The 18,844-nt window shown below is 66.4% G+C and carries 18 protein-coding genes, 1 tRNA gene and 1 pseudogene; 13 read left to right on the top strand and 7 right to left on the bottom strand.

Annotation, left to right across the window (positions count from 1 at the left end; all coding sequences use genetic code 11):
• Nucleotides 1–81: 81 nt before the first annotated feature.
• Nucleotides 82–1,551 (bottom strand): glucose-6-phosphate dehydrogenase, encoded by a 1,470-nt coding sequence (zwf, locus tag X946_RS08250; protein WP_038745725.1) that lies wholly within the window; start codon nucleotides 1,549–1,551, stop codon nucleotides 82–84.
• 461 nt (nucleotides 1,552–2,012) lie between these two features.
• Here zwf and X946_RS08245 point away from each other — a divergent pair, with 461 nt between their 5' ends.
• From X946_RS08245 to X946_RS08230, 4 genes are all read left to right on the top strand, one after another.
• Nucleotides 2,013–3,260 carry an ABC transporter substrate-binding protein gene (locus tag X946_RS08245; protein ID WP_038745724.1) on the top strand — a complete coding sequence of 416 codons (1,248 nt, stop codon included), beginning with the start codon at nucleotides 2,013–2,015 and terminating at the stop codon, nucleotides 3,258–3,260.
• Between the two features lie 154 nt (nucleotides 3,261–3,414).
• Nucleotides 3,415–4,353, top strand: coding sequence for a carbohydrate ABC transporter permease (locus X946_RS08240; RefSeq protein ID WP_038745722.1), 939 nt, complete (start codon nucleotides 3,415–3,417; stop codon nucleotides 4,351–4,353).
• Nucleotides 4,343–5,200: a carbohydrate ABC transporter permease gene (locus X946_RS08235; RefSeq protein WP_038745720.1), complete on the top strand. Its 858-nt coding sequence runs from the start codon at nucleotides 4,343–4,345 to the stop codon at nucleotides 5,198–5,200. The genes X946_RS08240 and X946_RS08235 overlap by 11 nt, the downstream gene beginning before the upstream one ends.
• A 112-nt stretch (nucleotides 5,201–5,312) precedes the next feature.
• Complete coding sequence (locus X946_RS08230) at nucleotides 5,313–6,431, top strand: ABC transporter ATP-binding protein (protein WP_038745718.1); 1,119 nt, start codon at nucleotides 5,313–5,315, stop codon at nucleotides 6,429–6,431.
• 197 nt (nucleotides 6,432–6,628) lie between these two features.
• On the opposite strand, the gene X946_RS08225 is transcribed toward X946_RS08230, so the two are convergent.
• The 3 genes from X946_RS08225 to trxB all read right to left on the bottom strand — a co-directional run bounded on the left by X946_RS08225 (nucleotide 6,629) and on the right by trxB (nucleotide 9,141).
• On the bottom strand, nucleotides 6,629–7,249 hold the full coding sequence (locus tag X946_RS08225; protein ID WP_038745717.1) for a trimeric intracellular cation channel family protein: 621 nt from the start codon (nucleotides 7,247–7,249) through the stop codon (nucleotides 6,629–6,631).
• A gap of 25 nt (nucleotides 7,250–7,274) precedes the next feature.
• Nucleotides 7,275–8,018, bottom strand: coding sequence for a Smr/MutS family protein (locus X946_RS08220; protein WP_038745715.1), 744 nt, complete (start codon nucleotides 8,016–8,018; stop codon nucleotides 7,275–7,277).
• 160 nt (nucleotides 8,019–8,178) lie between these two features.
• Nucleotides 8,179–9,141 (bottom strand): thioredoxin-disulfide reductase, encoded by a 963-nt coding sequence (gene trxB, locus X946_RS08215; protein ID WP_038745713.1) that lies wholly within the window; start codon nucleotides 9,139–9,141, stop codon nucleotides 8,179–8,181.
• A 318-nt stretch (nucleotides 9,142–9,459) separates the two neighbouring features.
• On the opposite strand from trxB, the gene X946_RS08210 reads away from it, so the two are divergent.
• The 3 genes from X946_RS08210 (at nucleotide 9,460) to X946_RS08200 (ending at nucleotide 14,056) form a co-directional block, all read left to right on the top strand.
• On the top strand, nucleotides 9,460–11,766 hold the full coding sequence (locus tag X946_RS08210; RefSeq protein WP_038745711.1) for a DNA translocase FtsK: 2,307 nt from the start codon (nucleotides 9,460–9,462) through the stop codon (nucleotides 11,764–11,766).
• A 58-nt stretch (nucleotides 11,767–11,824) separates the two neighbouring features.
• On the top strand, nucleotides 11,825–12,535 hold the full coding sequence (gene lolA, locus X946_RS08205) for an outer membrane lipoprotein chaperone LolA (RefSeq protein ID WP_038745826.1): 711 nt from the start codon (nucleotides 11,825–11,827) through the stop codon (nucleotides 12,533–12,535).
• A 210-nt stretch (nucleotides 12,536–12,745) separates the two neighbouring features.
• A complete protein-coding gene (locus X946_RS08200; RefSeq protein WP_038745710.1) occupies nucleotides 12,746–14,056 on the top strand; it encodes a replication-associated recombination protein A in 1,311 nt (436 codons plus the stop codon).
• A gap of 24 nt (nucleotides 14,057–14,080) precedes the next feature.
• On the opposite strand, the gene X946_RS08195 is transcribed toward X946_RS08200, so the two are convergent.
• Entirely contained in the window at nucleotides 14,081–14,347 is a 267-nt protein-coding gene (locus X946_RS08195) for a DUF2164 domain-containing protein (RefSeq protein WP_038745708.1), read from the bottom strand.
• A 373-nt stretch (nucleotides 14,348–14,720) separates the two neighbouring features.
• On the opposite strand from X946_RS08195, the gene serS reads away from it, so the two are divergent.
• The 4 genes from serS (at nucleotide 14,721) to X946_RS35035 (ending at nucleotide 16,740) form a co-directional block, all read left to right on the top strand.
• Nucleotides 14,721–16,022 (top strand): serine--tRNA ligase, encoded by a 1,302-nt coding sequence (serS, locus tag X946_RS08190; protein WP_038745706.1) that lies wholly within the window; start codon nucleotides 14,721–14,723, stop codon nucleotides 16,020–16,022.
• A 110-nt stretch (nucleotides 16,023–16,132) separates the two neighbouring features.
• A tRNA-Ser gene (locus tag X946_RS08185) sits at nucleotides 16,133–16,223 on the top strand.
• A 46-nt stretch (nucleotides 16,224–16,269) separates the two neighbouring features.
• On the top strand, nucleotides 16,270–16,473 hold the full coding sequence (locus X946_RS33470; RefSeq protein ID WP_152611656.1) for a hypothetical protein: 204 nt from the start codon (nucleotides 16,270–16,272) through the stop codon (nucleotides 16,471–16,473).
• 123 nt (nucleotides 16,474–16,596) lie between these two features.
• Nucleotides 16,597–16,740, top strand: coding sequence for a hypothetical protein (locus tag X946_RS35035; protein WP_156440099.1), 144 nt, complete (start codon nucleotides 16,597–16,599; stop codon nucleotides 16,738–16,740).
• A 30-nt stretch (nucleotides 16,741–16,770) separates the two neighbouring features.
• Here the strand turns inward: X946_RS35035 and X946_RS33465 are convergent, their stop codons facing one another.
• Entirely contained in the window at nucleotides 16,771–17,193 is a 423-nt protein-coding gene (locus X946_RS33465) for a hypothetical protein (RefSeq protein ID WP_152611655.1), read from the bottom strand.
• Nucleotides 17,194–17,375: 182 nt separating this feature from the next.
• Between X946_RS33465 and X946_RS08180 the strand changes: the two genes are divergently transcribed.
• Nucleotides 17,376–17,738: a hypothetical protein gene (locus X946_RS08180; protein WP_038745704.1), complete on the top strand. Its 363-nt coding sequence runs from the start codon at nucleotides 17,376–17,378 to the stop codon at nucleotides 17,736–17,738.
• A 436-nt stretch (nucleotides 17,739–18,174) separates the two neighbouring features.
• Here X946_RS08180 and X946_RS36655 read toward each other — a convergent pair.
• A pseudogene (locus X946_RS36655) lies at nucleotides 18,175–18,369 on the bottom strand (hypothetical protein); the annotation flags it as partial.
• Here X946_RS36655 and X946_RS08175 point away from each other — a divergent pair.
• Entirely contained in the window at nucleotides 18,301–18,837 is a 537-nt protein-coding gene (locus X946_RS08175; RefSeq protein WP_317135469.1) for a GNAT family N-acetyltransferase, read from the top strand. The pseudogene X946_RS36655 and the gene X946_RS08175 sit on opposite strands and share 69 nt — an antisense overlap.
• Nucleotides 18,838–18,844: the final 7 nt, after the last annotated feature.

Raw genomic sequence — 18,844 nt, 5'->3', positions numbered from 1 at the left:
ACTGCTTTTATTGAATTGAATGAATTCGGTGGGAACCGTCGGGCGGCGCGCGGGCGAAGGCCGCACGCGCGCCGCGTTACGTCAGTTTTCTTCTTCGAGCCAGCAGGTGCCGTGCTGCGCGAGCATCGCGCTCGCGGCGGCGGGGCCCCAGGTGCCGGCCGCGTACGGCTTCGGCGGCTTCGCCGAGCGCGCCCATTCGTTCAGGATAGGCTCGACCCAGCGCCACGCGGCTTCCTGCTCGTCGCGGCGCACGAAGAGCGCGAGCCGGCCGTTGATCACGTCGAGCAGCAGGCGCTGGTACGCCTCCATCTGGCCTTCCTTGAAGAACTGATCGAATGCGAGATCGAGGTGCACGCTCGCGAGGTTCATCCCTTCGCCCGGCTGCTTCGCGAGGCAGTACAGTCGAATCGACTCGTTCGGCTGCAGCCGGATCACGAGGCGGTTCGCGCCCGCGCGCAGCGCGGTGGGCCCAAGCGCCGAGTGCGGCACCGGCCGGAAGTTGACGACGATTTCCGCGACGCGGTCGGCGAGGCGCTTGCCGGTGCGCAGGAAGAACGGCACGCCGGCCCAGCGCCAGTTCTCGATCTCGACCTTCAGCGCGACGAACGTCTCGGTCGGGCTCTCGGGCTTCACGCCCGGCTCGGTCGCGTACGCGGGCACCTGCGCGCCCCTGATCACGCCCGCGTGATACTGGCCGCGCACGGCGACCTTGCCGATGTCGCGCGGATCGACGGGCTTCAACGCGCGCAGCACGCGCAGCTTCTCGTCGCGCACCGAATCGGAATCCATCGAGTGCGGCGGCTCCATCGCGACGATCGACAGCAACTGCAGCAGGTGGTTCTGCACCATGTCGCGCAGCGCGCCCGTATTGTCGTAGAAATCGCCGCGCGCCTCGACGCCGAGCTCCTCGGCGATCGTGATCTGGATGCTCTCGACCCACTCGCGGCGCCACAGCGGCTCGAACAGCGCGTTGCCGAAGCGCAGCGCGAGCAGGTTCTGCACCGGCTCCTTGCCGAGATAGTGGTCGATCCGGTAGATCTGGTCTTCGGCGAAGATCTCGCCGACCGCGTCGTTGATCGCGTTCGACGAGCGCAGGTCATAGCCGAGCGGCTTCTCGAGCACGATCCGCGCGCCTTCGTTCAGGCCCACGGCGGCGAGCGCCTTGCAGATCGGCACGAAGAGCGACGGGCCCGTCGCGAGGTAGAACACGCGGATGCCGGACAAGCGTCCGACCGTGTCGCGCAGCAGCGCGTAGTCCTCCGCGCGGCCGAGGTCGAGCTTCACGTAGACGATGCGCTCGAGAAAGCTCTGCCAGACCGCTGCGTCGAACGCGCCGCCCGCCGCCTTCGCCGCATGCGGCTTCACGTGCTCGTCGATCCACTGCAGGTAGCCGTCGCGGTCGGCCGCATGGCGGGCCACGGCGACGATCCTGCCGGCCTCCGACAGCATGTTCGCGCGGTGAGCCTCGAAGAGCGCGGGGAGGATCTTGCGCATCGACAGATCGCCGGTGCCGCCGAAGAGAACGAAGGTGAAGCTCGAATCGGTATGCATGTGTCTCCGCCGTTTGGGGATGCCCGCGACGCGGGCCGTAGTGCGATAAAAATATTTTTGACACTGAATTGTAGTTTAACTACAATCCGCCGCAAGGGGTAGCACCCGAACGAAGAAAAGAAGCGCACGGCATGAAGAGGCGCGGTCTTCGGGCGGGCCGTGCGGCGCGCGCGCCGCACGCGGCAAATGTTATCGGACATTGATGAAGCGCATGTTCGCGCGGCGTCGCTGCCCCGGGTTCGAGCCGCGAGGCGGCGGAACCGGTTAGCCCAAAGAGGAGACGGTCGTTGAATTTCGAGTCACTCAGTTCCTAAGAGCCCGCGGCCGGCATCGGCCCGAACGCATCGATCATGCGTCGTTCGCGGCTCGATTTCCCGTGTCGTTCCGTAGCAAAGCCGGCTTTCGCGCATCCGCGTAGTCGAAAGCCTGACGAATCGATCCAAATCTGGAGGAGATAACTGATGAAAATTCGCGCGATCATGGGCGCGCTCGGCGCCGCAGGCCTGTTGTTCGGCGCCGCCGCGGCGCAAGCGGCAGAAAACGTCACGGTGCTGCACTGGTGGACGTCGGGCGGCGAATCGAAGGCGGTCGGCGTGCTGAAGGACGACCTGCAGAAGCAGGGCTACGTCTGGAAGGATTTCGCGGTCGCGGGCGGCGCGGGCGCCGCGGCGATGACCGCGCTGAAGACCAAGGTCATCAGCGGCGACGCGCCGTCGGCCGCGCAGATCAAGGGGCCGCTCATCCAGGATTGGGCGGACCAGGGCGTGCTCGTGAACATCGACGCGGCCGCGGGCGACTGGAAGCAGAACCTGCCGCCCGAGATCGACAAGATCATCAAGTACAAGGGCAACACCGTCGCGGCGCCGTTCTCGGTGCACCGCGTGAACTGGCTCTACATCAACAAGGCCGCGCTCGACAAGATCGGCGCGAAGCCGCCCGCGACGTGGCCCGAATTCTTCCAGGTGGCCGACAAGCTGAAGGCGGCGGGCATCCAGCCGGTCGCGATGGGCGGCCAGCCGTGGCAGGACCTGACGCTGTGGGAAGACGTCGTGCTGTCGCAAGGCGCCGACTTCTACAAGAAGGCGCTCGTCGACCTCGACCAGAAGACGCTCACGTCCGACAAGATGCTCGAAGTCTTCAACACGGTCCGCAAGATCCAGGGCTACTTCGACTCCGGCCGCAACGGCCGCGACTGGAACCTCGCGACCGCGATGGTCATCAACGGCCGCGCCGGCATGCAGTTCATGGGCGACTGGGCGAAGGGCGAGTTCGAGGCGGCCGGCAAGAAGTCGGGCAAGGACTACATCTGCGCGGCGGTGCCGGGCACGGCGAATGCGTACACGTTCAACGTCGACTCGTTCGTGTTCTTCCAGCAGAAGGGCCAGAAGGCGGCGACGCCCGGCCAGATCGCGCTCGCGAAGACGATCATGACGCCCGCGTTCCAGGAGCAGTTCAGCTTGCTGAAAGGCTCGATCCCCGTGCGTCTCGGCGTGAAGATGGACAAGTTCGACGATTGCGCGAAGAAGTCCTACGCTGATGAGCAGACGGCGATCAAGGCCGGCGGCTACGTGCCGTCGCTCGCGCACGGCATGGCGCAGAGCGACGCGACGGCGGGCGCGATCACCGACGTCGTGACGAAGTTCATGAACTCGCAGCAGGACTCGAAGAGCGCGGTCGCCGCGCTCGCGCGAGCCGCGAAGGTGAAGTAACGCACGGCGCGAGCGCCCGGATTCGCGCATCGTCGCGCCGGGCGCTGCGTGCTGCACCCGCAGCAAACGGGCCGCGAGCCGGCCCGCGCCGTACCCGCCGCCCGCGCCGGCTTCGTGCCCGCGCGCGGCGATCTCGTCCCAGGAGTCGAAACACGTGGCTGCCCCTCTTAGCGGAAACGGAACCAGCGCGGCTGCCGCGCACCGCACGTCGCCGCTGTCGGCGTTCGCCGACCGCTGGATTCCGAAACTGGTGCTCGCGCCCAGCATCGCGATCGCCTTGGTTTTCATCTACGGCTTCATCGTCGTCACCGGCTATCTGTCGCTGACGAATTCCCGGCTGTTGCCGAACTACGATTTCGACGGCTTCGGCCGCTATTCGGACCTGTTCCAGAACGACGTCTGGTGGACGTCGGCCGCGAATCTCGGCTGGTTCGGCATCCCGTTCGTCGCGATCTGCGTCGTGCTCGGGCTCTTTCTCGCGATCCTGCTCGACCAGAAGATCCGCAACGAAGGCGCGCTGCGCGCGGTGTTCCTGTATCCGATGGCGCTGTCGTTCATCGTCACGGGCACGGCCTGGCAGTGGATACTGAATCCGGGCCTGGGCCTCGAGAAGGTGATGCACGACTGGGGCTGGACGAATTTCTCGTTCGGCTGGCTCGACGATCCGGACAAGGCGATCTTCTGCGTCGTGATCGCGGCCGTGTGGCAGTCGACGGGTTTCGTGATGGCGCTCTTCCTCGCCGGCCTGCGCGGCGTCGACAGCGAAATCTTCAAGGCCGCGCAGGTCGACGGCGCGACGCTGCCCACGATCTACCGCAGAATCGTGATTCCGAGCATGCGCCCGGTGTTTTTCTCGGTGCTGCTGATCCTCTGCCACATCACGATCAAGACCTTCGACCTCGTCGTCGCGCTGACGGCGGGCGGGCCGGGCACGTCGTCGTCGCTGCCCGCGATGTTCATGTACACGTATTCGTTCAACCGCGGGCAACTCGGCGTCGGCGCGGCGTCGTCGGTGATGATGCTCGCCACCGTCGTCGCGGTGCTCGTGCCGCTCATGTATCTGGAATCGAGGAGCACCCGCAATGCAGCCTAAGATGACCCTCAGTCGGGCAGTCATTTACGCGGCGTTGATCCTGTTCGCGTTGTACTTCCTGTTCCCGATCTACGTGATGCTGTCGACGTCGTTCAAGGATCTCGACCAGTTGCGCACGGGCAACCTGCTGACGCCGCCGTCGAACTGGACGGTCGCGCCGTGGGCGAAGGCGTGGAGCGAGGCGTGCACCGGCGTGCGCTGCGACGGGATGAAGCCGTTCTTCTTCAACTCGATCAAGATGGTGATTCCGGCGGTGCTGATCTCGTCGCTGATCGGCGCGTTCAACGGCTACGTGCTCACGCACTGGCGCTTTCGCGGCGCGGATGCGCTCTTCACGATGCTGCTCGTCGGCTGCTTCATCCCGTTCCAGGTGATCCTGCTGCCGATGGCGCGCGTGCAGGGCTTCTTCGGAATGGCCAACACGATTGCGGGCCTCGTGTTCGTGCACGTCGTGTACGGGATCGCGTTCACGACGATGTTCTTCCGCAACTTCTACGTGAGCGTGCCGGCGGAACTCGTGAAGGCGGCGCGCATCGACGGCGCGGGCTTCTTCACGATCTTCACGAAGATCCTGCTGCCGGTGTCGCTGCCGATCTTCATGGTGTGCCTGATCTGGCAGTTCACGCAGATCTGGAACGACTTCCTGTTCGGGATCGTGTTTTCCGGCGTCGATTCGATGCCGATCACGGTCGCGCTGAACAACCTCGTCAACACGTCGACGGGCGTGAAGGAGTACAACGTCGACATGGCGGGCGCGATCATCGCCGCGCTGCCGACGCTCGTCGTCTACGTGATCGCCGGGCGTTACTTCGTGCGCGGCCTGACGGCGGGCGCGGTGAAGGGCTGAGCTCGGCACGAACGACGCGAACGGGCGGGCGCCGCGCGCGGCGCAACGATACGAGACATACGAGACACGACGCGGCGCACGCGCGCCGCACTGAAGACAGAGGATTCACAGCATGGCAAGCCTTTCCATCCGCGACGTGTACAAGACCTACCCGAACGGCGTGCCTGTCCTGAAGGGCGTCGACATCGACATCGAGGACGGCCAGTTCCTGATTCTCGTCGGCGGTTCGGGCTGCGGGAAATCGACGCTCCTCAACATGATCGCGGGCCTCGAGACCGTGACGAAGGGCGAGATCCGGATCGGCGAGAAGGTCGTCAACGACCTGTCGCCGAAGGATCGCGACATCGCGATGGTGTTCCAGTCGTACGCGCTCTATCCGTCGATGACGGTGCGCGAGAACATCTCGTTCGGCCTGAACATCCGCAAGGTGCCGAAGGGCGAGCAGAAGCAGATTGTCGATCGCGTCGCCGCGATGCTGCAGATCGAGCACCTGCTCGATCGCAAGCCGGGGCAACTGTCGGGCGGCCAGCGGCAGCGCGTCGCGATGGGCCGCGCGCTCGCGCGCGATCCGGCGCTGTTCCTGTTCGACGAGCCGCTCTCCAACCTCGACGCGAAGCTGCGCATCGAGATGCGCGCCGAGATCAAGCTGCTGCATCAGCGCCTCGGCACGACGATCGTCTACGTGACGCACGACCAGATCGAGGCGATGACGCTGGGCGACCGGATCGCGGTGATGAAGGACGGCGTCGTCCAGCAGTTCGGCGCGCCGCAGGACATCTACGATTCGCCGTCGAACCTGTTCGTCGCGGGTTTCATCGGCGCGCCGCCGATGAACTTCATCAACGGCAAGCTCGTCGAGCAGGGCAGCGGCGTGGGCATCGAGCTCGACACGGGCGCGATGCGCGGCGTGCTGAACCTGCCGTTCGACGCGAAGCGGATGAACGGGCACGTCGGCCGCGACGTGATCCTCGGCCTGCGGCCGGAGCGCATCACCGATGCGCGGAGCGCGCACAACGGCGAGAGTTCGCGCCTGCAGCCCGTCGATGTGACCGTCGACGTGACCGAGCCGACGGGCCCCGACACGCACGTGTTCGCGCAGGTCAACGGCAAGCGGATCGTGAGCCGCGTGCACCCGGCCGCCGATCCGAGGCCGCAGCAGAAGCTGTCGCTGTTGTTCGACGTGTCGAAGGCGGTGTTGTTCGATCCGTCGACGGAGGCGCGGATCGCGTGATTCCGCGCGCGCGGGCTGCGGCGTCGGATGACGGCGCCGCACGCGCGACGCGTGCGCGGCTCGATCGCCGCGCCGATCGCGGGCGAAACCCGAACGGCGGTGAGACGGCAAGGGAGCGGGGAAGAGAAGGGCGGACGTGCCGGCACGGGCCGCCTTTTTTTCGCCTGCGTCGCATGCCGCGAGCGCAGCGAGCGCCGCTAGTGCGGCAGCCGGATGTCGAGCTTGTACGTGACGAGCCGCGCGACGAGGATGAAGGCCGTCGCCGCGAGCACGCTGTAGACGGAATCGAATTGCAGCCACACGAGCAGCAGGTAGATCAAGCAGCCGGCGAACGCGCAAGTCGCGTACGGCCGCGAATCGCGCAGGATCAGCGGAATGTCGTTGCACAGCACGTCGCGGATGATCCCGCCGAGCACGCCCGTCGTCACGCCCATCATCGCGGCGACGAACCACGGCATCTGCGCGTCGAGCGCGATCGACGTGCCGGAGATGCTGAAGATTCCGAGGCCGACCGCGTCAGCGACGAGCAGCAGCCGCTCGGCGGACAGCCGCGACGCCATCCTGAGCACGAGCGGCGCGGCGAGCGACAGGCCGAAGATCGCGATCATGTAGCCCTGGTGCTCGACCCAATAGAACGGGCGCCGCTCGAGCAGCACGTCGCGCATCGTGCCGCCGCCGAACGCGGTCGCGAGCGCGACGACGAACGTGCCGACCGAGTCGAGCCGGTTCTTGCGCGCCTCGACGAAGCCGGAGATCGCGAACGCGAGCGTCGCGATCGCCTCGAGGACGGCGATCGCGAGCGCGAGCCTGGGATGCACGCTGCCGCCCGTCTTGGTTTCGCGCTTAGGCCGGCTGCAATAGCACGAGGACGGCGCCCGCGCCGCCGTCGTGGCCGCGCGCCTGGCAGAACGCGATCACCTCGTCCTTCTGCACGAGCCACGCGCGCACCTTGCCCTTGAGCACCGGCTCCTTGCCGACCGAGCCGAGCCCCTTGCCGTGAATCACGCGCACGCAGCGCAGGCCTTTCTTGCCCGCGTCGCGGATGAATTCGGCGAGCGCCTCGCGCGCCTCGTCGCGCCGCATCCCGTGCAGGTCGAGCTGCGCCTGGACGATCCATGCGCCGCTTCTGAGCTTGCGCACGACGTCTTGGCTCACGCCGGGGCGGTGGTAGTACAGCGTCTCGTCGGTGTCGAGCAGCGTCTCGGGATCGAATTCGTCGGACAAAGTCTCGGACAGCACCGCCTCCTCGTCCTGCTGCGTGTGCTTCGGCACGGGCTCGGGCACCGGACGGCCGCTCGCGGCGCGCGGCGGCGCGGCGAGCGGCTTGATCTCGCCGATCTCGCGGCGAAACAGATCGGCGTCGGCGTTGGCCTGGCGGGCCGCCTGCTTCGCCTGCGCCGCTTCGCGCGCGCGGCGCTCGGATTCGCCGGCGAGCGACGCGCGCAGCGCGCCGAGCCCGGTGAGGCCCTGGCCGCGCAGCGCGGCGGGCGACGGTGGCGGGCTCGCGGGCGCGGGCGCCGGTTCGACCGCCCGTGCGGCGGCTTGCCGCTTCGCGGGGTCGCTCGGGTGAGGCTGGTTCTTCGCCATGATGAATCGAATGCGGGGAAGGGCGGGCGCGCCGACGCTGCGGATTCGCCCGACGGACATGAAAAAGAAAAAGCCGCTGCGCGATGCACAGCGGCTGCGGTGTGTCGGACCCGGCAGGCGGCGCGCGGCGAGACGCCATTGTAGCGCCCGCGCGGCGCGCTTACTTGCGGTCGTGCAGGCTTTCGAGATAGCGCTGCGCGTCGAGCGCCGCCATGCAGCCCGTGCCCGCGCTCGTGATCGCCTGGCGGTAGATGTGGTCCTGCACGTCGCCCGCCGCGAACACGCCCGGCACGCTCGTACCCGTCGCGTTGCCCGACAGGCCGCTGTTCGTGATGATGTAGCCGTCCTTCATCTCGAGCTGGCCCTTGAAGATGTCGGTGTTCGGCTTGTGGCCGATCGCGACGAAGAGGCCCTGCACCGCGACATCCTCGGTCGCGCCCGTCTTCACGTGCTTGACGCGCACGCCCGACACGCCGGAATCGTCGCCCGTCACTTCGTCGAGCACGTGGTCCCACTTGATCTCGACGACGCCTTCCTTCTCCTTCTCCAGCAGGCGGTCGACGAGGATCGGCTCCGCGCGGAACTTGTCGCGGCGGTGGATCACCGTGACCTTCTTCGCGATGCCCGTCAGGTAGAGCGCTTCCTCGACGGCCGTGTTGCCGCCGCCGACGACCGCGACGTTCTGGCCGCGATAGAAGAAGCCGTCGCAGGTCGCGCAGGCCGATACGCCCTTGCCCATGAACGCTTCTTCCGACGCCAGGCCGAGATACTGCGCGGATGCGCCCGTCGAGATGACGAGCGCGTCGCACGTGTATTCGCCCGCGTCGCCGACGAGGCGGATCGGCTTCTCGTGCAGCTTCGCGGTGTGGATGTGGTCGAACACGATTTCGGTGTTGAAGCGCTCCGCGTGCGCGAGAAAGCGCTGCATCAGCTCGGGGCCCTGCACGCCGTCCGGATCGGCCGGCCAGTTTTCGACGTCGGTCGTCGTCATCAACTGGCCGCCTTGCGCGATGCCCGTGATCAGGAGGGGCGACAGGTTCGCGCGGGCCGCGTAGACGGCCGCCGTGTAGCCGGCGGGGCCGGAACCGAGAATCAGGACTTTCGCGTGTTTGGGCGTGGACATGTGCAGGATCCGTAAAAAGCGGCCGGCCGGGCGGATGACGCTGCCGGGCGGCCCGTTGCGAGCGGGATACCGTCGCAGATGGGTGCAAAGCTCGCATTATAAAGGGCTGTCTGCTGCGCTGCCGAATGGACTTTTCAATCGACGCGATAGCTTCGCGCGGCGCCAACTGTGGTAACGCGTGCACATTCCCGGCGCGAGTCGGCGGGGCGTTACCGTCATTTACACTTGGCGCGGCGGCGCAGCGTTTACAATAGATCGGATCGAACGATCGGCCGTCCTGCCGCGCGCAGGCCGCCTCATCGCCCTCTTGACGGATTCATGGCAAAAGCACCTTACACCGCTCAGGCCCAAGCGCTGCCGCATCGCATGTCGCGCCTACTGACCGAGATCCGCTGGATTCTCCAGGTCGCGCTGCTCGCGTTCCTGCTGATGGCGCTCCTGAGCTACAGCCGGCGCGACCCGAGCTGGACCCACGCCGCGCAGGTCGACCACATCGCGAATTGGGCAGGGAGGGTCGGCGCGTGGACGGCCGACATCATGCTGCTGCTCTTCGGCCTCTCCGCGTATTGGCTCATCGTGCTGCTCGGGCGGCGCGTCGCCGCGAATTATCGGCGGATCACCCGCCACGACACGCTGCCGGACGAGCCGGCACGGCCGGCGGGCTGGCTCGCCGAGGGCTTCGCGTTCGTTCTCGTGCTGCTCGCGAGCGACGGCATCGAGGCGCTGCGGATGTGGTCGCTGAAAGTGCAACTGCCGCGCGCGCCGGGCGGCGTCGTCGGCGAGGCGCTCGCGCGCGGCGTGTCGCACGCGTTCGGCTTCACGGGCGGCACGCTCGCGCTGCTGATCGCGCTCGCGATCGGGCTGTCGCTGTATTTCCGTTTTTCCTGGCTGTCGGTCGCCGAGCGCGTCGGCGATGCGATCATCAACGCGTTCACGCTCGCGAAGCTGCGCCGCGAGGCCGAGCGCGACCGCAGGCTCGGCGAGGCCGCGGCCGTCAAGCGCGAAGGCAAGGTCGAGGAGGAGCGCGTGCGCATCGAGGAGCACGAGCCCGTCACGATCGTGCCGCCCGTCGTCACGCCGGCGAAGTCCGAGCGCGCGGAGAAGGAGCGTCAGCAGCCGCTCTTCACCGATCTGCCGGGCGACTCGACGCTGCCCGCGATCTCGCTGCTCGATCCCGCGCCGACGTCGCAGGAGACGATCTCCGCCGACACGCTCGAATTCACGTCGCGCCTGATCGAGAAGAAGCTGAAGGATTTCGGCGTCGAGGTGAGCGTCGTCGCCGCGTACCCGGGCCCCGTCGTCACGCGCTACGAGATCGAGCCCGCGACGGGCGTGAAGGGCAGCCAGATCGTCAATCTGTCGAAGGATCTCGCGCGCGCGCTGTCGCTCGTGTCGATTCGCGTCGTCGAGACGATCCCCGGCAAGAACTACATGGCGCTCGAGCTGCCGAACCAGCGCCGGCAGACCGTGCGCCTGTCAGAGATCCTCGGCTCGGAAGTCTACGCGGACGCGCCGTCGATGCTCACGCTCGGCCTCGGCAAGGACATCGGCGGCAAGCCGGTTTGCGCGGACCTGGCAAAAATGCCGCACCTGCTCGTGGCCGGCACGACGGGCTCGGGCAAATCGGTTGGGATCAACGCGATGATCCTGTCGCTGCTCTACAAGGCGAGCGCCGAGCAGGTGCGCGTCATCCTGATCGATCCGAAGATGCTCGAAATGAGCGTCTACGAAGGCATTCCGCATCTGCTGTGCCCGGTCGTCACCGACATGCGCCAGGCGGGCCACGCGCTCAACTGGACGGTCGCCGAGATGGAGCGCCGCTACAAGCTGATGAGCAAGCTCGGCGTGCGCAATCTCGCGGGCTACAACAACAAGATCGAAGACGCGAAGAAGCGCGAGGAGAAGATCCCGAATCCGTTCAGCCTGACGCCGGACGATCCGGAGCCGCTCGGCCGGCTGCCGAACATCGTCGTCGTGATCGACGAGCTGGCCGATCTGATGATGGTCGTCGGCAAGAAGGTCGAGGAGTTGATCGCGCGGATCGCGCAGAAGGCGCGCGCGGCGGGCATTCACCTGATCCTCGCGACGCAGCGCCCGTCGGTCGACGTGATCACGGGCCTCATCAAGGCGAACGTGCCGACGCGGATCGCGTTCCAGGTGTCGTCGAAGATCGATTCGCGCACGATTCTCGACCAGATGGGCGCGGAGTCGCTGCTCGGCCAGGGCGACATGCTGTACCTGCCGCCCGGCACCGGGCTGCCCGTGCGCGTGCACGGCGCGTTCGTGTCGGACGACGAGGTGCATCGCGTCGTCGAGAAGCTGAAGGAGCACGGCGAGCCGAATTACGTCGAGGGGCTCCTCGAAGGCGGCACGGCGGACGGCGACGAAGGCTCGGGCGCGGGAACGGGCGATGCGAACGGCGAGTCTGATCCGTTGTACGACCAGGCGGTCGAGGTCGTCATCAAGAACCGGCGCGCGTCGATCTCGCTCGTGCAGCGCCATCTGCGGATCGGCTACAACCGCGCGGCGCGCCTGCTCGAGCAGATGGAGCAGTCCGGGCTCGTGTCGGCGATGTCGTCGAGCGGGAATCGCGAAATCCTCATGCCCGCGCGCGATGCAGATTGAATTCGCGCCGGCGCCGTCGGTCGAACGCACGCCGGCCGTCTACGGAGAAAACCTTAACATGCAGCATCAGTCGTTGGCAGTTCACCCCGCTTTTCGCGTCGCGCCGAAGCGCACGTTCGCGCGCACGCTGCGCGCCGCGCTCGCGGGTGCGGCGCTCGCGCTCGTCGCGTCGCACGCGTTCGCGAGCGGCACCGAGCAGTTGAAGGCGTTCGTCGCGAAGGTGCACGCGGCGAAGGGCGATTTCACGCAGCAGATCGTCAAGGCGCCGTCGAAGGCGGCGAGCGGCGCGGTGCCGACCGTGAAGCCGACCGACAACTCGAGCGGCAGCTTCGTGTTCTCGCGGCCCGGCAAGTTCATCTGGACGTATCAGAAGCCGTACCAGCAGGTGCTGCAGGCCGACGGCGACAAGCTCTACGTGTACGACAAGGATCTGAACCAGGTCACCGAGCGCAAGTTGGCGGGCGCGCTCGGCGCGAGCCCCGCCGCGATCCTGTTCGGCAGCAACGATCTCGAGAAGAACTACACGCTGCGCGACGCGGGCGAGAAGGGCGGGATCGACTGGCTCGAGATGGTGCCGAAGGCGCAGGACACGCAGTTCCAGCGGATCGGCATCGGCTTCAGGAACGGCGTGCTCGCCGCGATGGAACTGCACGACGTGTTCGGCAACGTGACGCTGCTCACGTTCTCGAACATTCAGACGAATCCGCCGCTGAAGGCCGACCAGTTCAAGTTCGTCGTGCCGAAGGGCGCGGACGTCGTCACCGGCTGAGCGCGGCCGGGGCGCATCGACCGACGACCGGGCCCGCCAGCGATGGCGGGCCCGGTTCGTTTGGGCGCGCGCCACGTCGCGTCGCTGCCTCGCGCGCCTAGCCGCCGCGCCGCTGCCCGGCCCGCCGTGGCAGCGGGCGGCGCGGCTGTCATAATGTCCGGTCCGGCGGCGAACGCTTGCCGCCATCGTTTTTCGTGGGAGCCAAGGTCCATGTCCGACCTGTTTGCAGTCGAACCGCGCCGGCCGCTCGCCGAGGCGCTGCGCCCGAAGACGCTCGCCGACGTGATCGGCCAGACGCATCTTCTCGGCGAAGGCAAGCCGCTCAGGCTCGCGTTCGAATCGGGCAAGCCGCATTCGATGATTCTCTGGGGGCCGCCCGGCGTCGGCAAGACGACGCTCGCGCGCCTGACCGCGCTCGCGTTCGACTGCGAGTTCATCGCGCTGTCCGCCGTGCTGGGCGGCGTGAAGGACATTCGCGAGGCGATGGAGCAGGCGCGCGACATGCTGAACCGCACCGGCCGCCACACGATCCTGTTCGTCGACGAGATCCACCGCTTCAACAAGGCGCAGCAGGACGCGCTGCTGCCGTTCGTCGAATCGGGGCTCGTCACGTTCATCGGCGCGACCACCGAGAATCCGAGCTTCGAGGTGAACTCGGCGCTCTTGTCGCGCGCGCAGGTGTACGTGCTGAAGTCGCTGACGGAAGACGAACTGCGCCAGTTGCTCAAGCGCGCGCAGGACGCGGCGCTCGAAGGGCTCGCGTTCGACGACAAGGCGGTCGACACGCTGGTCGGCTACGCGGACGGCGACGCACGGCGCTTCCTGAACCTGCTCGAGCAGGCGCAGACGGCGGCAACGTCCGCGGGCGTGACGACGATCGACGCGGCGTTCGTCGAGAGCGCGATGACGATGAATGCGCGCCGCTTCGACAAGGGCGGCGACAACTTTTACGATCAGATCTCCGCGCTGCACAAGTCGGTGCGCGGCTCGAGCCCGGACGGCGCGCTGTACTGGTTCTGCCGGATGCTCGACGGCGGCGCCGATCCGAAATACCTCGCGCGGCGGATCGTGCGGATGGCGTGGGAGGACATCGGCTTGGCCGATCCGCGCGCGATGCAGATCGCGAACGACGCGGCCGGGACGTACGAGCGGCTCGGCTCGCCGGAAGGCGAGCTCGCGCTCGCGCAAGCCGTGCTCTACCTTGCGTGCGCGGCGAAGAGCAACGCCGGCTACAACGCGTACAACGAGGCGATGGCGTTCGTGCGTCAGGACAAGTCGCGCGAGGTGCCGGTGCATCTGCGCAACGCGCCGACGAAGCTGATGAAGGAGCTCGGCTACGGCCACGCGTACCGCTATGCGCACGACGAGCCGAACGCGTATGCCGCGGGCGAGACTTATTTGCCGGACGGGATGCGCGAGCCGCGCTGGTACAAGCCGGTGCCGCGGGGGCTTGAAACGAAGATCGCGGACAAGCTCGCGTGGCTGCGCGAGCTGGATCGCGACGCCGGCAAGAAGGATTAGCGGCGGCCGCGGCCGGCTGCCCGTTCAGCGCTTGCGCGCGGGCTGCTTCTTCCAGTAGTCGAACGGCTCGTGATGGCAGTCGATGTCGAGCTCGGCGACGCGCGCTTGCAGGCTCGATTGCGCGTCGGCGACTGCGAGGTTGTAGATCGCGGGCCCGATTTCCTGGACGAAGAAATGCAGCAGCGCGCCGGCCTGGATGTTGCCGATCGGCTCCTCCATGTTTTCGGTGAAATAGCGTTGCAGCGACGCGATCGCGCGGTCGCGCACGTCCTTGTCCAGTTCGATGCCCATCGTTTCTCCGTGTCGACCAGAGTTAGCGCTTTAGCGCTTACTCTGGTCCCATGCACCGCAGTCGACGAGAGTTAGCGCTTTAGCGCTTACTCGGGTCCCATGCGCCGCGGTCGACCAGAGTTAGCGCTTTAGCGCTTGTTCAGGTCCCATGCACCGCGGTCGACCGGGGTTCGCGCGCCAGCGCTCGCTCCGGTCCCATGCTTCGCAATCCGGTCCCATGCAAAGCGGCTTCGCGGCGCGCGGCACGCATGCCTGAAACGCGATACTGCCACGAACAGCGGTCCGTTTGCGACGCCGGCCGTCCGGCCGACGCCGTGGCGGTCGCGCGGTGCGTTAGAATTCTCCTCTTACACAACGATTCTCCTGTCCTCCCATGCTCGACATCCAGTTGCTGCGCAAAGACCTCGACGGCGTCGCGAAGCGCCTAGCCGATCGCGGCTACACCCTCGACGTCGCCGCGTTCTCCGCGCTCGAATCGGAGCGCCGCGCGATCCAGACCCGCACCGAAGAGCTGCAGGCGCGCCGCAACAGCCTCTCGAAGCAGATCGGCGCGATGAAGGGGCGGGGCGAGGACACGTCGGCGGTGATGGCCGAAGTGGGCGGCATCGGTGACGAGATGAAGGCGTCGGCGGTGAAGCTCGACGAGATTCAGGCACGTGTGTCCGATCTGATGCTGCAGATGCCGAACCTGCCGCACGAAAGCGTGCCGGTCGGCCGCGACGAAACGGAGAACGTCGAAGTGCGCCGTTGGGGCACGCCGCGCCAGTTCGATTTCGACGTGAAGGACCACGTCGACGTCGGCGCGCCGCTCGGCCTCGATTTCGAAACGGGCGCGAAGCTGTCGGGCGCGCGCTTCACGGTGCTGCGCGGTCCGATCGCACGGCTGCATCGCGCGCTCGCGCAGTTCATGCTCGACACGCACACGCAGCAGCACGGCTACAGCGAAATGTACACGCCGTACATCGTCAATCCCGACGTGCTGTACGGCACGGGCCAGTTGCCGAAGTTCGCCGACGACATGTTCCGCGTCGAGAAGGGCGGCGCGGAGAATACCGTCACGCAATACCTGATCTCGACGTCCGAGATCTCGCTGACGAACACCGTGCGCGATTCGATCGCCGAGGCGTCCGCGCTGCCGATCAAGCTGACCGCGCATTCGCCATGCTTTCGCTCGGAGGCGGGCTCGTACGGCCGCGACACGCGCGGGATGATCCGTCAGCACCAGTTCGACAAGGTCGAGATGGTGCAGATCGTCGCGCCGGAGGCGTCGTACGCGGCGCTCGACGAGATGGTCGGCCATGCGGAGGCGATCCTGCAGAAGCTCGAGCTGCCGTACCGCGTGATCACGCTGTGCACGGGCGACATGGGCTTTGCGGCGGCGAAGACGTTCGACCTCGAAGTGTGGCTGCCGGCGCAGAACACGTATCGCGAGATTTCGAGCTGCTCGAACACCGAATCGTTTCAGGCGCGCCGGATGCAGGCGCGGTTCCGCAACGCGCAGGGCAAGCCGGAACTCGTGCACACGCTGAACGGCTCGGGTCTCGCGGTCGGCCGCACGCTTGTCGCGGTGCTGGAGAATTACCAGAACGCCGACGGCTCGGTGACGGTGCCGGTCGCGTTGCGGCCGTACATGGGCGGCGTCGAGCGGATCGATGCGCCGTCGAACGCGGCCTGAGCGGGCTTCCGAGCGGCTTCGAAAAATATTTGAGAAAAAACTTGGAAGTCGGCAAAAGGGTGTTCTATAATCTTCGCTTCGCCGGGACGACCTACCGGTGAGCGAAAAAAGGAAAGGTGGCAGAGAGGTCGAATGCGCCGGACTCGAAATCCGGTATACGGTTATACCGTATCGTGGGTTCGAATCCCACCCTTTCCGCCAGATGAGAGAGCAATCTCGGATTGCTCTTAAGGAAGCGCCGGATTCTATGGAAGAATCCGGCGTTTTTTTATGCCATACGAGCATCGATTACGCCGGAGTTTCCGCTCAAGAACAGGAAACGCGTGCGCGGATCGAAGCGTCGGCGAAGACCGGCGTCGACGCATTCCACAAGAAAAACGGCTCCGCGCAACGCTGCGACGACCCGTTCCAGACACGCTCCCCAGAAATCTCAAGCGCGGCGACACGCTAGCCGTCTACCAGCTCGACCGCATTGCGCGGTCAAACACATGCTGAGCAGCATCGATGGGATGCAGGAACGCGGCGTGGGATTTTGAGAGCCTGGCCGGGCGCATCGACACCAGTTCCCCCGCCGATGAGTACCGCGTCGCCATCCTTCACGCTGAGCGACGATTCGAACTCGCGCGTGTTCTTCGTCGGCGAATTACTGACGCCGGTCGTCGTGCGCACGAAATCGTTTATCTCCTTTGTCACAGTCAAGCCGATCATGCTCGCCTGAGCGGTTGGCTGAACCGGGAAGATCGCGTCTTCATTCCGATACTTCAGGCTCCATGCCGGCGCGCGCCGTCGCGCCGGGATACGGCGCGGCACCACGATCGGCGCCGATTGCTCGACGTTTCAACATGTCAACGCATACCTGCCTCGATCGCACGCGCAGATTCGGCGAAGTCACAACCTTGAGTCGCGAATCGCGATTCAATGCCGCAATCGCGGCTTCGAACCTACCCGCAAGCAGCCGTGTCACGTTCGAATCATCGCCGACGCGGCCCGCGCCGACGAGGCGCGAGCCCCCGACGCATCCACCCAAGAGACTCAGCGCAAACCGGAACGCGGAGTCGTGATTCGCTTGCTCAGTAACCTCATGCGCCCGCGGCTTTGCCGTCGTCGTTGTAACGTCGCGCGTCGACGAAGCGCCCGGCTTTGCACCGCGCCGGCGCCACGAGTTTTCCATGCGACAGAGCGATGATGCAGGGGCGACTTTCGGTCTCCCTATCATTTCTGGTAGTTGCACCGCCAATTCGATTGCGAGCCCAATGAGAAGAGAGGGCGATGCGCCGGCGATGCGACTGGCCGACGCTTGTCGCCCTCACCAGAGGTTCTAAATGTACGTGTACTCGGTAAAAGGAGAATCACATGAACATCAATGGAACTTATAAATCCCAGGACGGCGCTTTCACGTTGACGATCGCCAACGCAAACGAAGGGAACGGGACATTCGGCGGAAGCTACGTTTCGAAATACACGCCGCAGGGGCAGCAGACCTTCGGCGTGCTCGCCGGAATCTGGAACTACGTGGGCAACGTGACCACGCCCAACAGCATCGCGTTCATCGCGAATATTCGGCCTGCCAACTGGCCTTATTGCATTCAGGACACGTGGAGCGGCGTCATGACTCAGCAAGGGCAGATTTTGCTGAACGGCGTTCGCTCATATCTGAACGCAGACGGCACGTACGTGCTGTCCTCGTTGGGAACGATGCCCTTTAGCGCCCAATAGGGCGGGGCGTGCGCCCGACGCAACGCGAGGTGGCGGTTCGCCCGTGCGCCGCAGCTGTTGGTTCCGGGCGGAAACCGGCCCGCCGCAAGCCGACTGCGCACGCGGCCTCCTGCGTTGCAAGTGGAAAGCCCGCGACGTTGCGGGCTTTTTCATACGCTACGCGGCTTTGCGCCTTCGGGAACCACCGGATTTCCGTGCCGCAGCCGCTCGATGCCCCTGCATCCATGGGGCAGGGCGCTTCGGGCCCGGACGGATGCGCGTCGTTTCGTTCCGCGTCGGCCCGCCGATGAGCGCGGCGTTGCCGTTACCGACACGGCTCGCCGGTTCGGGCATTCGGCGCGGACGTGCGCGGCCGTGCGCATGGTCGCCCTCGTGTCGGCGGACCGGTGAGGCGACGTCCGCGCCCGTGCGACGCGACAGCCGGCAGATCGGTTCATCGCATATTGCTGCGCTGCCGCATAAGCGCGAAATTGCGCGCGATATCGTGCTTATCGACGACATTTCGCAGCCATTCGAAAATTACGATTTGACTCATGCCCCGCTTTCGGTTGAAGCTAACGGCTTGCTGTCCGAAGGGGGCTGTGCCTGCATGAGTTCGACCTTGACTGTTCGTCGTATTGCCGCGGATCAAGGCGGCGTGTATCGCGAACTGCGCGCCGCCTCGCTGCGCGAGCCCTATGCGAGCGGCGAGACGCCGGAAGCCGAGCTGGCCGTCGACGCCGCGAGAGCGGCGGCGATCGCGCAGCAGCGCGCGACGTCCGACGAATCGACCACGTTCGTGTTGTACACCGAAGGCCATCCGGCCGGCATGATCGGCGCGTATTTCGACAGCACGCCCGCGCGTCGCGCGTTCGTGAGCGAGCTGTGGGTCGCGCACGCGGTGCGTCACCTGCGCGGCGGCGTGCTGCTCGTCGACACGGCGCGCTCGTGGCTCGCGTCGCGCGGCGCCGTCGAGATCTGCGCGTGGATCGCCGACCAGAACCGCAGCGCGATCCGTTTCTACGAGCACGTCGGCTTCGCCGACACCGGCGAGCGGGCGCCTATCACCCGCGTGCCCGGCGCGATGAAATCGCTGTTTGTCTGGCGCGAGCACGCGTAAGCGGCGT

It is taken from the genome of Burkholderia sp. ABCPW 111 (assembly GCF_000773065.1).
Taxonomy (GTDB): Bacteria; Pseudomonadota; Gammaproteobacteria; order Burkholderiales; family Burkholderiaceae; genus Burkholderia; species Burkholderia savannae.
Note: the sequence above shows the minus strand (reverse complement) of the source record. Positions and strands in the feature narration are given on the sequence as shown.